Source organism: Ruegeria sp. D7 (genome assembly GCF_056534355.1).
On record NZ_JBQFPG010000007.1, the window covers coordinates 191195 to 205251 of the forward strand.

Annotated in this window: 14 protein-coding genes; 5 read left to right on the forward strand and 9 right to left on the reverse strand. The window is 57.6% G+C overall.

What is annotated here, in order from left to right; genetic code table 11:
- Positions 1-67 precede the first annotated feature (67 nt).
- Positions 68-925 carry a DUF2189 domain-containing protein gene (locus tag ACRZ9U_RS12340; RefSeq protein ID WP_170408392.1) on the forward strand — a complete coding sequence of 286 codons (858 nt, stop codon included), beginning with the start codon at positions 68-70 and terminating at the stop codon, positions 923-925.
- Between the two features lie 15 nt (positions 926-940).
- On the opposite strand, the gene ACRZ9U_RS12345 is transcribed toward ACRZ9U_RS12340, so the two are convergent.
- Complete coding sequence (locus ACRZ9U_RS12345; RefSeq protein ID WP_170408393.1) at positions 941-1927, reverse strand: NAD(P)H-quinone oxidoreductase; 987 nt, start codon at positions 1925-1927, stop codon at positions 941-943.
- Between the two features lie 72 nt (positions 1928-1999).
- Entirely contained in the window at positions 2000-2692 is a 693-nt protein-coding gene (locus ACRZ9U_RS12350; RefSeq protein WP_170408394.1) for a COQ9 family protein, read from the reverse strand.
- A 112-nt stretch (positions 2693-2804) separates the two neighbouring features.
- Between ACRZ9U_RS12350 and rpsU the strand changes: the two genes are divergently transcribed.
- Both rpsU and ACRZ9U_RS12360 read left to right on the forward strand, forming a co-directional pair.
- On the forward strand, positions 2805-3011 hold the full coding sequence (gene rpsU, locus ACRZ9U_RS12355) for a 30S ribosomal protein S21 (RefSeq protein ID WP_005614280.1): 207 nt from the start codon (positions 2805-2807) through the stop codon (positions 3009-3011).
- A gap of 296 nt (positions 3012-3307) precedes the next feature.
- Positions 3308-4537, forward strand: a complete 1230-nt coding sequence (locus ACRZ9U_RS12360; protein ID WP_170408395.1) for a CAP domain-containing protein — start codon at positions 3308-3310, stop codon at positions 4535-4537.
- Positions 4538-4588: 51 nt separating this feature from the next.
- On the opposite strand, the gene ppk2 is transcribed toward ACRZ9U_RS12360, so the two are convergent.
- Together ppk2 and ACRZ9U_RS12370 are read right to left on the reverse strand one after the other, a co-directional pair.
- Positions 4589-5527: a polyphosphate kinase 2 gene (gene ppk2, locus ACRZ9U_RS12365; protein WP_480901961.1), complete on the reverse strand. Its 939-nt coding sequence runs from the start codon at positions 5525-5527 to the stop codon at positions 4589-4591.
- 151 nt (positions 5528-5678) lie between these two features.
- Positions 5679-6137, reverse strand: a complete 459-nt coding sequence (locus ACRZ9U_RS12370) for an Lrp/AsnC family transcriptional regulator (RefSeq protein ID WP_170408396.1) — start codon at positions 6135-6137, stop codon at positions 5679-5681.
- A gap of 135 nt (positions 6138-6272) precedes the next feature.
- Between ACRZ9U_RS12370 and ald the strand changes: the two genes are divergently transcribed.
- A complete protein-coding gene (gene ald / locus ACRZ9U_RS12375; protein ID WP_170408397.1) occupies positions 6273-7388 on the forward strand; it encodes an alanine dehydrogenase in 1116 nt (371 codons plus the stop codon).
- Between the two features lie 188 nt (positions 7389-7576).
- On the opposite strand, the gene ACRZ9U_RS12380 is transcribed toward ald, so the two are convergent.
- Entirely contained in the window at positions 7577-8383 is an 807-nt protein-coding gene (locus ACRZ9U_RS12380; RefSeq protein WP_170423629.1) for a mechanosensitive ion channel family protein, read from the reverse strand.
- Between the two features lie 223 nt (positions 8384-8606).
- Here ACRZ9U_RS12380 and ACRZ9U_RS12385 point away from each other — a divergent pair, with 223 nt between their 5' ends.
- Complete coding sequence (locus ACRZ9U_RS12385) at positions 8607-9305, forward strand: glutathione S-transferase family protein (protein ID WP_480901952.1); 699 nt, start codon at positions 8607-8609, stop codon at positions 9303-9305.
- A 51-nt stretch (positions 9306-9356) separates the two neighbouring features.
- On the opposite strand, the gene ACRZ9U_RS12390 is transcribed toward ACRZ9U_RS12385, so the two are convergent.
- The 4 genes from ACRZ9U_RS12390 to ACRZ9U_RS12405 all read right to left on the reverse strand — a co-directional run.
- Positions 9357-9803, reverse strand: coding sequence for a YtoQ family protein (locus tag ACRZ9U_RS12390; RefSeq protein WP_170408400.1), 447 nt, complete (start codon positions 9801-9803; stop codon positions 9357-9359).
- Between the two features lie 80 nt (positions 9804-9883).
- The gene (gene pheT / locus ACRZ9U_RS12395; RefSeq protein WP_170408401.1) at positions 9884-12280 is read right to left on the reverse strand and encodes a phenylalanine--tRNA ligase subunit beta; all 2397 of its coding nucleotides are present in this window, start codon (positions 12278-12280) and stop codon (positions 9884-9886) included.
- 78 nt (positions 12281-12358) lie between these two features.
- The gene (locus ACRZ9U_RS12400; protein WP_170408402.1) at positions 12359-13162 is read right to left on the reverse strand and encodes a prolyl oligopeptidase family serine peptidase; all 804 of its coding nucleotides are present in this window, start codon (positions 13160-13162) and stop codon (positions 12359-12361) included.
- Positions 13163-13676: 514 nt separating this feature from the next.
- A partial coding sequence (locus ACRZ9U_RS12405) for a tRNA ligase subunit PheS family protein (RefSeq protein WP_480901956.1) occupies positions 13677-14057 on the reverse strand: 381 nt, incomplete at its 5' end.

Below are 14057 nucleotides of genomic sequence, written 5' to 3' on the forward strand. Positions count from 1 at the left end.
TCCGGTCACGCGAATTGCCACGCCGGATGCATCCCGCGGCGCACCCACGCCAGAAAAGGGGATGAACATGGACAAGACAATCGGTAACCCAATCACCTGGGTCGCCCGAAATCTGCGGGCAACCAGCGATCATGTCACTGAATCCGTGACCGAGATCGGCAGCGCGGATGTTCAGGCTCTGCCGACGGTGCATACGCTGACCCTGCAGGATCTGCGCGAATGCCTGAAAGCTGGATATAACGATTTTCTCGAAACCCGGGCCGATGCGATCTTTGTCGTTCTGATCTATCCAATCGCAGGTCTGCTGATGTTCGGTATTGGGCTCAACAAAGACATGGTGCCCCTGCTGGCCCCGCTTGTCATGGGTTTTGCCCTGATCGGGCCGGTCGCCGCCGTCGGGCTTTATGAGATCAGTCGCAAGAGGGAACAGGGCGGAGACGTTCATTGGCTGGACGCGTTCGGCGTATTCCGTTCGCCTTCCTTCGGAGCCATACTGGCATTGGGCTTCTATCTGGTCATGCTATTGATGATCTGGCTGATGGTCGCGCAAGGCATCTACGCGCAAACCCTAGGGCCAGAACCTCCGGCCTCGGCCATGGCATTCGTGACAGAAGTGTTCACCACCGGAGCAGGCTGGAGCATGATCATCATCGGCACCGCCACCGGTTTCCTGTTTGCACTGGTCGCATTGGCGCTAAGCGTGGTCAGCTTTCCGCTGTTGCTGGATCGCAAAGTGGGCGTTCCCGTGGCCGTCGTAACCTCGGTCCGGGTCTTGCGTCAGAACCCGGGTGTGATCTTAACCTGGGGGGCCATCGTGGCCGCGATGTTGGTACTGGGCGCGATCCCGATGTTGCTGGGGCTGATCGTCGTCATGCCCGTTCTAGGCCACGCCACATGGCACCTGTATCGCCGGGCGGTCGCCTGACTACATGGCAGCAGCTTAACCAGAGACCTTCAGAACGATCTTGCCAATGTGGCCCGATGCTTCCATCCGCGCATGTGCAACGGCGGCATCAGAAAGATCGAATTCTGAATCCATCACCGGTGCGACCTTCCCGGCCTCAAGCAATGGCCACACGGCTTCACGCAAGTCTTGCGCGATGCGCGCCTTGGCCAAATCGCTTTGTGGGCGCAAGGTGCTGCCAGTCAGGGTGAGGCGTTTCACCATCATCAGCGCAAAATTCAGTTCGACTACCGGACCTTGCAGGAAAGCGATCTGAACCAGCCGCCCGTCTTCCGCCAAAGCCTTGATGTTGCGCGGGATATAATCACCACCGACCATGTCCAGGATCAGGTTCGCCCCGCCCTCGGCGCGCATCGCAGCCACGAAATCTTCGTCGCGATAGTTGATCGCCTTTTCGGCACCTAGCTTGATACAAGCCTCACATTTCTCAGCCGACCCGGCGGTTGCAAAGACGCGGGCGCCAAACGCATTGGCCAGCTGAATGGCCGTCGTGCCGATCCCGCTGGAACCGCCATGGACCAGAAACCGCTCCCCCGGCTTCAAGCCGCCACGGGTGAAGACATTGGACCAAACAGTAAAGAAGGTTTCGGGCAGGCAGGCAGCTTCTTTCAAACCCATACCCGCAGGCACAGGCAGGCAATGGGCGGCGGGCGTTGCGACATATTCAGCATAACCGCCGCCGGGCAACAGGGCGCAAACCTGATCGCCAACAACCAGACCTTCGACACCCGAGCCGATGGCGACGACCTCGCCCGAGGCCTCTAGCCCCGGCAAATCGCTTGCACCGGGAGGTGGATCATACGCCCCCGCCCGCTGCAGCGCATCAGGACGGTTCACCCCGGCGTACGCGACTTTCAGAACCACTTGACCCTCTGCCGGTTCCGGCATCGGGCGTTCCGTCAGTTGCAGAACGTCCGGGCCACCAGCTTCGGTGATCTCGACAGCGCGCATTGTCTGGGTCATGGGCATATCTCCTTTGCCCAATGCCTAGCAGGCGAAAACGCAGAGGCCCAGCGGCAAGTGGAAACGCTGCGACTATTTTCCCGATGACAGCGAACCGGGCAGGTTGTTGGACAACTTCGTCGGAGCCTTCACCTGACCCGCAAGCCAGTTGGGGACGGCCAGAAACGGTTTCAGCAGCGGGTTGCCATTCACCTGCGCCTTGAACTTTTCAAACTGCATTACGCCCTCGATCCGCCGATCCAGGAATTCCCATGTCGCCTGATAATCCGGGCTGTCATCACCCAGCCAATACAACAGTGTCGAAGAATAGACGCCCGACAGAGTGGCACGTTTGGTGTACCAGTTCACGTCGTCCGAAGTATCGCCAAGCGCTATCCAGATCTGGTCACAGGTGCCCCAGACCGCCTTGGCCCCATCCGCGGCATGGATCGGCAACGCGAACAAAGTCATACCTCGGCGCACTGCTTCTTTGTCTTCGACCGCCTGCAGGCGGAAACGGACGGCAGCGGCGATCTTTTCACGGAATTTCAGCCCGCTCAGGTCTTCGGATTTCAACCGCTCCAACATCGCGGCATCCCCTCGCGCATGAAAGGCCAGTGCCAGATCGACGGCACCACGCGGACAGATCGCTCGGGCCAGCGCGGGCTCCAGATCGCAATCGCTGATGGCCGCACGAAAGCTGGTTTCCGACCAGCCGTCGAACGGCACATGGTTCAGAATCGCATCGAGAAGCTGCTCTTTGGTGTCTTCATAGGTTGCTGTCATGTCAGGTCTCCGAGGCTGCGGGTCCAGTACTAGACAAGTTAGGCGTGCTTTGCTATACGGCCACTTCCTGCAATTTCCTTGCAACTCTATCTAGAAAGGTGGTGACAACCACATGCAGGTTAGTGTTCGCGACAATAACGTCGATCAGGCGCTTCGTGCCCTGAAGAAAAAGCTGCAGCGCGAAGGCGTGTTCCGTGAAATGAAGCTGAAGCAACATTTCGAGAAACCGTCCGAGAAAAAAGCGCGCGAGAAAGCTGAAGCGATCCGCCGTGCCCGTAAACTGGCACGCAAGAAAGCACAGCGCGAAGGTTTGCTCTAAGAGCTTCCTGCGACTCGTCCAGCTTTGGATGACACTATTTGACGACCCCCGAGGCCCTGCCCGGGGGTTTGTCGTTTTTAGGGCGGATGATCCCGCCAATTCCCGGCTTTACCCTCGCGGCAACCTGCCGATTTTGATGCAATCGCCGCAGTCGGCATTTTACAGCGCAGCGAATCGCCGTTCGGTTGCATTCTGCCGCCGAAAAACGCCCATCGCCGTACCCGCCCTATTCAGCGTTCTTTGATCGTCTGTAAGTGAGGCCGTCCACTCAGACATAACCAAAAACGGAGGCACTGATGTCGACAGCAAGTACGGTCGAGCGCGAAATGCTCGCGCTGATCAACCAAGAGCGCACATCCCGCGGTCTTGATCCCCTGGAACTTGAACGCAACCTGAACGAATCTTCCGAGGACCACAGCAGCTGGATGTTGGATACCGACCGGTTCAGCCACACCGGTCAGGGTGGTTCATCCGCGACCCAACGGATGCAAGCCGCAGGGTTCGACCTGTCCGGGAGCTGGCGCACCGGAGAAAACATCGCCTGGCAATCCGAGCGTGGCGCACCCGGTATCAGCGATGATATCGCCCAGTTGCACCAGAACCTGATGAATAGCCCCGGCCACCGCGCCAACATTCTGAACCCCGATTTCAAATATATCGGCATCGGGATCGAAGAAGGCGACATGCAGGGGTACGACGCTGTCATGGTGACGCAGAACTTTGCGGCGACTCAGGGCGATGTCGATCTTGATAACGGCGGCACCACCCCGCCAGTGACGCCTCCGGTTGAAGAAGTTGTTGAGCCAGAGGAGGAAGAGGTTACCACCCCGACCGAACCAGAAGTGCCGGAAACCGATGTGACCGAGACTGAGGAACCAGTTGACGAAACACCGGTAGCGGAAGTTCCCGATGCCGAAGAACCGGCAGAGGAGACCCCGGAGGAAGACGTCACCGAAGAACCATCGGACGAAACACCCGACACCGATGTGACGGAAACCGAGCAACCGGCAGACGAAACGCCAGAAACTGACGTTACCGAGACCGAGGACCCGGTTGAGGAGACTCCGGAAACAGACGTGACCGAAACTGAAGAGCCGGAAACGCCTGATACCGATGTGACTGAAGTTGAAGACCCGGAATCCGATGTGCCGGATACTGACGTCGTCGAGGTCGAGGAACCCGAAACTCCGGAGACCGACGTCACCGAGGTCGAAGAACCCGAGCCAGAAACACCTGAAGTTGTCGTTGACAATGGTGCACCGGGCGCGGACTGCTTTGACGTTCAGGCCTTCCTTGCCGGGATCGAAGCGTTTGTTCATGCGCTGCAAGCCCAATTTGACCAGTTCGAATGGTCTCCGGTGCAGCAGGCTGACACGACCCCGGAGATGGATGATTTCGATCTGGTGTTCGACACCGACTTCGCTGACGACATGATCGAAACCGTTGAAGCCACAGTCGAAGACATGAATGACGACATGTGCGGCGTGTTTGTTTTCGAAACGAACTGCGGATTTGATTGGGGTTAATCAAACCGTTCAGGTGCGGGGATCCTTTTCCCGCACCACTTTCCTGCCAAATCAATATATCTTAGGCACGTGTAGCTCATCCGGCAAAATGCGCCGTTCGTATTCGGGGTTATAGCGCCGATCCGGCAGATTGACCTTTTCCTGCGGCACATCCTCATAGGGGATCTTGGTCAGCAGGTGCTCGATACAATTGAGCCGTTCGCGTTTCTTGTCGTTGCCTTCAACAATATACCAAGGCGCCTCGGATATGTTGGTGCGAAAGAACATATCCTCTTTGGCCTTGGTGTATGCCTCCCACCGGATGCGGGATTCCAGATCCATCGGTGACAGTTTCCACTGCTTCATCGGATCGTGAATACGCATCAGGAATCGCAATTGCTGTTCTTCGTCTGTAATCGAGAACCAGTATTTCAGCAGGATAATCCCCGACCGCACCAGCATCCGTTCGAATTCAGGAACGTCCTGAAAGAACTGTTCGACCTGATCCTCGTTGGCAAATCCCATCACGCGTTCAACACCAGCGCGGTTGTACCAGGACCGATCGAAGAACACGATCTCACCGGCCGCAGGCAAATGGGGCACGTAGCGCTGAAAATACCACTGGCTTTGTTCGCGTCGGCTGGGTGCAGGCAAGGCGACCACACGCGCTACACGAGGGTTCAAACGCTGCGTGATCCGCTTGATCACGCCCCCTTTACCGGCGCTGTCGCGCCCTTCAAATAGAATACAGACCTTGGCCCCTGTATGGACCACCCAATCCTGAACTTTGATAAGTTCAGCCTGCAGCCGCAAAAGGTTGCGAAAATAGACCTTGCGATCCAGCATGTCAGGATGCTGGTCCTTGTAAATCTTGCGCACTTCCATCGAAAGCATGGGTTCGCTGAATTCGATCTCGAAATCTTCGTCCAGCGTGTCTTCCAGTTCAGCTTCCAGCCAACCTTTCGGCGTGCTGTTGTTTTCGTAAGCCAAGGTCTGCTCCTTATCGTTCATCGGGTTCGGACCGTACACGGCCAGTGTAACCACGGAGTGTCAGCGCAAAGTGCCGAGGTCGTACATAAGGTCGGAAACATGGATTTTGGCCCGACCGCACGACAGATACAAGCGGCAGAATTGACGCAAGGCTAACCCCCAATAGTTGGTTTCAGACAGGCAAAGCCGTGGTTTTGAACACCGTGCGCAAAGCAAATGAGCTTTGCATCTGCGCCACCCCAGGCAAGCGAGACAGGTATTGCCGATGAATGCGAGCAAAATCCTCGGTATTTTCTGCGACGACCTTCAGAATGTAGTCCGCCGTGCCCGCCATCAAATGGCATTCCAGCACATCCGGAATCCGTGCTACGGCTTTTTCAAACGCCTCCAGCACTTCTTCCGCCTGACCCTGCAACGTGATCTCGACAAACACGGTGGTTGGAACGTTCAACTTCCGTGCGTCCAACAGGGCGACGTAGTCCTTGATATAACCCTCAGCCTCAAGTCGCTGCACGCGCCGGTGGCAGGCCGAAGGGGATAGATTCACCTGTTCGGACAATTCCGAATTTGACATCCGCCCTTTGCGCTGCAGGGCAGCCAGAATCTTCCTATCTGTTGCGTCAATCGTCATTTGCGCACATCCATTGCGTCAAGTTGTCTATATGCTGAATATTTTCCCGCAGATTGTGTGTTTAGCAAGTGGGGTTTCACAAAAATTGCGCCAATTTATGCCCATAATTTAGGCAGTTTATGAATGGAGTCTCACATGAAAATCGGCTGCCCCAAGGAAATCAAACCTCAGGAATTCCGCGTCGGGATGACCCCGAACGCTGCTGGCGAAGCTGTGGCCCGCGGTCACGAAGTCATCATCGAAACCGGTGCCGGGATGGGCTCGGGCTTTGATAACGATGCTTATGTAGCGGCAGGTGCCCGCATCGTCGACACTGCAGAAGAAGTGTTCGCCACGGCTGATATGATCGTCAAGGTCAAGGAGCCTCAGGCGGTCGAGCGTAAAATGCTGCGCGAAGGTCAGTTGCTGTTCACCTATCTGCACCTGGCACCCGATCCAGACCAGACTCACGATCTGCTGGAATCCGGCTGCACCGCGATTGCCTATGAGACCGTGACTGACTCCAATGGCGGCCTGCCGCTGCTGGCGCCGATGTCCGAGGTTGCCGGTCGCTTGGCTCCGCAAGTTGGATCCTGGTCTCTGCAGAAGGCCAACGGTGGCCGCGGCGTTCTGATGGGTGGTGTACCGGGTGTAGGCCCTGCCAAAGTGATCGTCATCGGCGGAGGCGTCGTAGGCACCCACGCAGCGAAGATTGCCGCAGGCATGGGTGCGGATGTGACCGTACTGGACCGTTCGCTGCCGCGTCTCCGCTATCTGGACGATGTGTTCGGCGGAACCTTCAAGAACCAGTATTCAACCGCTGGTGCGACAGCCGAGCTGATCCAGGATGCCGACCTGGTCATCGGTGCGGTCCTGATCCCGGGCGCAGCTGCTCCCAAACTGATCTCGCGCGAACAGCTGTCGACCATGAAGCCCGGCGCGGCTCTGGTAGACGTTGCGATCGATCAGGGCGGCTGTTTTGAAACCTCGAAAGCCACCACCCACGCCAATCCGGTTTACGAAGTTGACGGCATCATGCACTACTGCGTCGCCAACATGCCCGGTGCGGTTGCCCGGACTTCGACCATCGCACTGGGCAACGCAACCATGCCGTTCATGTTATCGCTGGCAAGCAAGGGCTGGAAGCAGGCCTGTAAGGACGACGCACACCTGCTGGCAGGTTTGAACGTCCACGCCGGCAAGCTGACTTACGAAGCGGTGGGCACCGCCCTCAACATCGACTCTGTCGATCCAACAACTCTGTTGAACTAAGAGCGCTCCCGCCTCTGAAAGCGTCCTTTTTCAAAGGACGCTTTACAGACTTGGGCCCAGCGCCGCGCCAATAGCGCGGCGCTGTTGTTTTCTGGACCAAGGGTCGCACAAAAAAGCACCGCGCCTTAGCGCGGTGCCCGGCCCAACCAGAGGAGGGCATTTCAATGCCCGATCGACGGGCGGGAGGCTTACGCCTCTTTGTGAATCTCCACAGAATGCGGATACGGGATGGATACGCCTTTGGCGTCAAACGCTTCTTTGATCGCTTTGGTAAGTTCAAACTTCACATCCCAATAGTCAGCCGCTGCGCACCACAGGCGCGCGGTCAGATCAACCGAACTATCCCCAAGATTTGTCACCCGCACCCAGGGCTCAGGATCAGCCATGATACGATCGTCAGCTTTGGCCACATCCAGGATGATGTTCATAGCCTCATCCGCGCTATCGCCGTAGTCGATGCCAAACACCAGATCGACCCGGCGGGTGTCATGGGCGGAATAGTTGGTGATCACCGAACCCCAAGCCTGACCGTTTGGCACGATGATCTGCACGTTGTCCGGCGTCACCAGCTCGGTCGTGAACAGGTTCAGGTCTTTCACAGTACCCGCTGTGCCACCAATATCGACATATTGGCCCAGCTTATAGGGCCGGAACACCACCAGCATCACGCCCGCGGCCAGATCGCTGAGTGTTCCCTGCAGCGCCAAACCGATGGCCAGGGATGCGGCACCCAGTATGGCCACGATGCTGGTCGCCTCGATTCCGAAAATGCCCAGAACGGCGACAAAGACAATCGCCAGCAGCACCCATTTCACGAGGCTCGCAACGAAATTCCCCAAAGTCGGGTCGATATGTGGCGTGGCGTTGATCCGCCGCCGCACCAGACCGCTAATGGCTCCGGCAACGATCCAACCCAATACCAGAACGATCAACGCTTTGATCGCGCTCATGATCAGCGGACCAAATGCGCCCACCTGTGTTACGACATCTTCCACACGCTTCTCCTTTGCGCCGACAGCAAACCCGCGCCTTTTGGCGCGGGATCGCTGAAAAGTCTGGGCTAATTTTGCGCGCAGGTCTAGGTGCGGGATTTCCGAGTTTTCCCCCCTGCTGTTCCCCAGCAAACATCGACTGACCGATCACGCACAGAATTGGACCTTACAAAAGCGCCACAAATTACCAGATTGACCGAGACAGGCGCGATAAAAGGAGCCCATCATGCTGGACACAATCCAATTCCCGATCATGAATAAATGGTCCCCACAGTTCCCCGAGCGGATTCAGCTTTATTCCTTCCCCACACCCAACGGGGTAAAGGCGTCGATCATGCTGGAAGAAACCGGCCTGCCTTACGAGGCACATCGTGTCACACTGGCCGATGCAGATGTCAAAAGCCCGGAGTTTCTTTCTCTGAACCCGAACAACAAGATCCCGGCGATCATTGATCCGAACGGGCCCGACGATGCTCCGTTGGCTTTGTTCGAAAGCGGTGCAATCCTTCTGTACCTCGCTGAAAAGAGCGGTAAGCTGCTGGGTCAGAACAAAAGCGACAAGCACCGGGTCACCCAATGGGTTATGTTTCAGATGGGCGGTATCGGACCAATGTTTGGCCAGCTTGGGTATTTCCACAAATTCGCAGGGGCTGAAATCGAAGACGCCCGCCCGCGCGAACGCTACGTGTCCGAGGCCAAACGCCTGCTGAACGTTCTCGACCGGCAACTGGACGGCCAAGATTGGATCGCCGGAGAATTCTCGATCGCGGATATCGCAATCGCGCCCTGGCTGCGCGGTTTAGATTATTACGGCGTCAAGGATGTCATAGGCTGGGAAAGCTATGGCAACGTTACGCGCTATCTGGATAGGTTCCTGGATCGACCCGCAGTGCAAAGAGGACTGAACATCCCCTCACGGGATTGATACACAAGGCCTGTGCGGCGGGATCCAAATCCGCCGCCACGGGCCATCGGGTTACCCAGGCAGCGCGCCTGTTAGAACGTAGCGCAAGATCTCAACAACTTGCGCGGGTTCTTCAGCGACGGCGAGTGCTGCTGCATCTACTTCTTTCAGCGCGTGCTGATGATCAGCCCCGTGCAGAACAATGATCGACTTGCCCAGTGCTGCCGCATAGCCCGCGTCAAATGCCGCGTTCCACTGCTTGTATTTGTCCCCAAAGCGTACAACCACAACATCCGCGTCTGATATGCCCTTGCGGGTCCGGATCGCGTTGACCATGGCACCCTTGTGATCGTGCCAGTACTTGTTCGGCTCGGCCCCCAAGATCGTGACACCGCAATCGTCCGAAGCACCGTGATCGGTGACCGGGCTACTGAACTCAACATCCAACCCATCGGCGTCCGCAATGATCTGCTCGCGCCAATCCGTGTGAATCTCACCGGACAAATAGACCTTCAGCATTTTTCTCTCCTCCCGTGAAAAAGGGGCGCAATGGCCCCTTTATCATTTCAAAAATACTCCCGCCGGAGGCGAAAACCAACTCATCCCCGCAAGACGCCGCCAGTGGCTTTCGTCACTTTTTCGACAATCTTGGTGCTGACCGCCTCGATATCCTTTTCCTTCAGGGTCGCGTCCGACGGCTGGAGCCTTACGGTAATGGCCAGAGACTTCTTGCCCTCGCCGACGCTACCGCCAATGAATTCGTCAAAGACGCGCACGTCCTCGATCAGAGCCTTATCAGCACCCGCTGCCGCATTGACCAACGTCAGAGCTTCGATATCCGCATTTACAACAAAGGCGAAATCGCGCTCGACCGCCTGCAGGTCGCGCAATTCCAAGGCAGAACGGGTCGCACCGGATTTACGTGGCATCGGCACCTGATCCGGCCAGATGGTGAACGCCATTGCCGGACCCTTGATATCCAACGCCTGCAACACGCGCGGATGCAATTCACCAAAAACGCCCAGAACCTTTTTGGGGCCCAGACAAATCTTGCCGTGCCGACCCGGGTGCCACCAGGCATCGCCGCCACGAAGGATCTGAACCTTGGCAGGCGCACCAATGGCGGCAAGCACCGCCTCTGCGTCGGCTTTGGCATCAAACAGGTCAACGGGACGGGAAGCACCATGCACGTCCTTGGGACCGCTACGCCCAACCAACAGGCCGGTAATCTGTGTCTGTTGATCCCCCGGCTCACCATCGTGGAACACTGGCCCGACCTCGAACAAGGCCAGATCGGCATAACCCCGCGCCTGATTGCGCGCCGCCGCTTGCAGCAGACCAGGCAGCAGATCAGGGCGCATATGGCTCATCTCGGACGAGATCGGGTTTTCCAACATGGTTGCTGCGTCACCGCCCCCGAACAAGGCTGCCGAGGCCTGATCGATGAAGGTATAAGACACACATTCATTGTACCCCAGCGCTGCACAGGTCCGGCGCGCCATCGACTGGCGACGCTGCGTGGGTGTCATGACCGGTTTGGGGATACCTGCTGTCGTACGCGGCAGCGGAATACCCTGCAACTTGGTCAGAGAAGCGATCCGCGCAACCTCTTCCACCAGATCGGCCTCCCCCATGATATCGGGTCGCCAGCTGGGCACATGCGCCATCTCGCCATCCAGACGAAAGCCCAAACGGGTCAGTGTCTGCCGCTGCTCGCTTTCCGGAATCTCCATCCCGACCAAGGACTGCACGCGCGCCGCGTCCAGTTTGTAGGCCCGCGCGTGGTTCGGCGCTTTGCCCGCCTCGACCACATTCGAGGCTTCACCGCCGCAGATATCCAAGATCATCTGCGTCGCATGCTCCAACCCTTCGCGCGTGTATTCCGGGTCGACGCCGCGCTCGAATCGATACCGCGCGTCCGAGTTTATCTTCAGCGCCCGACCTGTGAGGGCGATCTGTACATGATCCCAGAACGCGCTTTCAAGGAAGACGTTCACAGTCTCCTCGGTACAACCGGTTTCCTCGCCGCCCATGATACCCGCGATAGATTCCGGGCCTTTGTCGTCCGAAATCACCATCATGCCAGGCTGAAGGGAGTATTCTTTTTCATCAAGCGCGACCAGCTTTTCACCACCCTTGGCGCGATGCACCCGCAAATTGCCCTGCACCTTGTCCGCGTCGAACACGTGCAGCGGACGGTTGTGGTCGAAGGTCATATAATTGGTGATATCCACCAGAGCCGAGATCGGACGCAGACCAATCGCTTTCAGTTGATCCTGCAGCCACTGAGGGCTCGGGCCGTTCTTTACGCCACGGATCAGACGCCCGGTGAAATGCGGCGCGCCGTCCAGCGTATCCTCGTCGATCGACACTTTGATCGGGCTTTCGAAATCACCCGGCACCGGAGTGTAATCGCGTACTTTCAGCGTGCCCAACCCGCGCGCGGCCAAATCACGCGCAATACCCGCAACACCCAGCGCATCCGGGCGGTTCGGCGTGATCGCGATCTCGATCATCGGATCAACCTTTGACGGATCGTTCTCAGCCAACCAATCGACAAACCGATCACCGACCTCACCCGAGGGCAGCTCGATAATCCCGTCGTGTTCATCCGATAGCTCAAGCTCGCGCTCGGATGCCATCATGCCAAAGCTCTCGACGCCACGGATCTTGCCGACGCTGATGGTGATATCCAGGCCGGGGATATACATACCCGGTTTACAAACCACCACGGTGATGCCTTCGCGCGCATTGGGCGCGCCGCAAATGATCTGCAGATCGCCCTCGTCGGTTTCAACCGTGCAAACGCGCAGCTTATCGGCGTCCGGGTGCTTCTCGGCATGTTTCACATGGCCCAGCGTAAAGCCCGCCAGACGGTCCGCCGGGTTGACGATCTCTTCGACCTCAAGCCCGAGATCGGTCAGTGCTTCGGCGATCTCATCAACCGACGCATCCGTATCGAGGTGGTCTTTCAGCCAGGACAGAGTGAATTTCATTACAGCGGGCCTTTTTCGGCAAACATTCAGTCGGCACAGGCAATGGCAAAGATTGCGCCAAGGTGCAAGCGCTGCGGCTCACGGATAGGTAGGGGTGCGACCCAAAAGCTCGTCCAGCTGCCAGCCGATCCAGCCGTGGGGAATAAAGTGCCCGCCGGGATGGGTGTCCAGTGTCACCTGCCCTTGCGCGCAATCGGTCCACTCCAATCGGCTGAGCGTCAGGAAGGGCTTCACGCTCCAATCCCCGCGCGGGGTCGCGCCGTTGCAGTTGAACTTGGCCTTCCACAGCGCCACCGGATAGGTCGTATCGCCGTCCGGCCCAAAGGGGAAATCCATCACCGTATCGTCCAGCCCGTGCACATGGCGCACCTCGCTTGGGGCTTCCGGGCAATCCTCGGTCTGACGGATCGAGCCCGCTACCGCCAGCAGAGCGGCGATGTCGTTTCCCGACTGGCAGACATAGCGCCACGCCATTGCGCCGCCATAAGAATAGCCCGAGACATAGATACGCTCAGGATCAATGGGATAGCGTTTGGCGACGTCCTCAAGCACGCGATCTGCGAACGGCACGTCTGCGGTATCAGCAGTCCAGAAGTTCCAACTTTTGCCCAGCCCATTCGGAGCCACCAACAGCACATCACGCAGCCTGGTCGCCCCGGCGATGCGCTCATGGTTCACCACCACATCGCCCTGCCGCGCCCAGCCATGAAAATGCAACAGCACCGGCAGAGGCGTTTCGCCATCCCAACCATCAGGTTCCATTACATGGTAAGAACGGTCGCCGATCTCACAGGCGGTATCGCCGTGGCAGTCAGATTTCCACGGCCCCATCGCAAGGGCCGGGGTCGCGGTCAGCAGAAGAAAAAGCAGTCGATAGATCATAGGCCGGAGCCTAGCGACATGCGCCGCCCTGTCACGTAACTTATTGGTGTAGGGTGGGGTTTCACCCCACCAACCGCCTCACGGTGGGGTGAAACCCCACCCTACAAAGGATCAAATCACAAAGCCGCGCTATCGGCCTTTGCCCCGCGCAATACCTAAGCGCTTGTGCTAAATTGCGCTGAAAAGACGCTCGCACAAAGAGTAATAGCTATTTTGATTTCTCTTTAGCGTATTGATCAATGAACTTTTTTGCCATCGCTTGTCGGTCTTCCGCCTCTTTCCTTCGATCTGTCCTTTCTGAAAGAGTGTTCATCGCTGCCCAAAAACCCGGGACAGCAATAACCACTAATAGAGGCCAAATCCAAAGGACAGCAGACTCCAATAACTTCACCGTTAGAGCCTGTATGCATATCGTGGTTAAGAGGATACCTATCAACCAAAGAAAAGGAGCATTCGCCACACGGCGATGCCACCAGTCAATGTAGCGCGAAAGATATACGCCCAGCGGATACACTTACCGCGACAAACCACCATGCAAATTCGGCATATCCAATGCCGCAAACCCATAGTGCCGCAGCCAACGGAGGTCGGAATCAAAGAACGCCCGCAAATCCGGAATGCCATATTTCAGCATCGCCAGACGGTCGATACCGATGCCGAACGCAAAGCCCTGATAGACCTCGGGATCAATCCCACCGGCCGCGATCACCTTGGGGTGGACCATGCCCGAGCCCAGAATCTCCATCCAGTCGTCGCCCCCCCCGATCTTCAGCTGACCATTGTCCCAGGAACAGCGGATATCGACCTCGGCCGACGGTTCGGTGAAGGGGAAGTGCGAGGCGCGGAAGCGCAGTTCGACATCGTCGACCTCGAAGAACGCCATCACGAACTCTTC

What these genes read in the sequence shown, in the direction of transcription:
- ACRZ9U_RS12390 (WP_170408400.1), bottom strand. Translation starts at nt 9,803, where the DNA reads ATGCTGAAGGTCTATTTGTCCGGTGAGATTCACACGGATTGGCGCGAG.
- ACRZ9U_RS12345 (WP_170408393.1), bottom strand. Translation starts at nt 1,927, where the DNA reads ATGACCCAGACAATGCGCGCTGTCGAGATCACCGAAGCTGGTGGCCCG.
- ACRZ9U_RS12400 (WP_170408402.1), bottom strand. Translation starts at nt 13,162, where the DNA reads ATGATCTATCGACTGCTTTTTCTTCTGCTGACCGCGACCCCGGCCCTT.
- ACRZ9U_RS12340 (WP_170408392.1), top strand. Translation starts at nt 68, where the DNA reads ATGGACAAGACAATCGGTAACCCAATCACCTGGGTCGCCCGAAATCTG.
- rpsU (WP_005614280.1), top strand. Translation starts at nt 2,805, where the DNA reads ATGCAGGTTAGTGTTCGCGACAATAACGTCGATCAGGCGCTTCGTGCC.
- ppk2 (WP_480901961.1), bottom strand. Translation starts at nt 5,527, where the DNA reads ATGAACGATAAGGAGCAGACCTTGGCTTACGAAAACAACAGCACGCCG.
- ACRZ9U_RS12385 (WP_480901952.1), top strand. Translation starts at nt 8,607, where the DNA reads ATGCTGGACACAATCCAATTCCCGATCATGAATAAATGGTCCCCACAG.
- ACRZ9U_RS12360 (WP_170408395.1), top strand. Translation starts at nt 3,308, where the DNA reads ATGTCGACAGCAAGTACGGTCGAGCGCGAAATGCTCGCGCTGATCAAC.
- pheT (WP_170408401.1), bottom strand. Translation starts at nt 12,280, where the DNA reads ATGAAATTCACTCTGTCCTGGCTGAAAGACCACCTCGATACGGATGCG.
- ACRZ9U_RS12350 (WP_170408394.1), bottom strand. Translation starts at nt 2,692, where the DNA reads ATGACAGCAACCTATGAAGACACCAAAGAGCAGCTTCTCGATGCGATT.
- ald (WP_170408397.1), top strand. Translation starts at nt 6,273, where the DNA reads ATGAAAATCGGCTGCCCCAAGGAAATCAAACCTCAGGAATTCCGCGTC.
- ACRZ9U_RS12370 (WP_170408396.1), bottom strand. Translation starts at nt 6,137, where the DNA reads ATGACGATTGACGCAACAGATAGGAAGATTCTGGCTGCCCTGCAGCGC.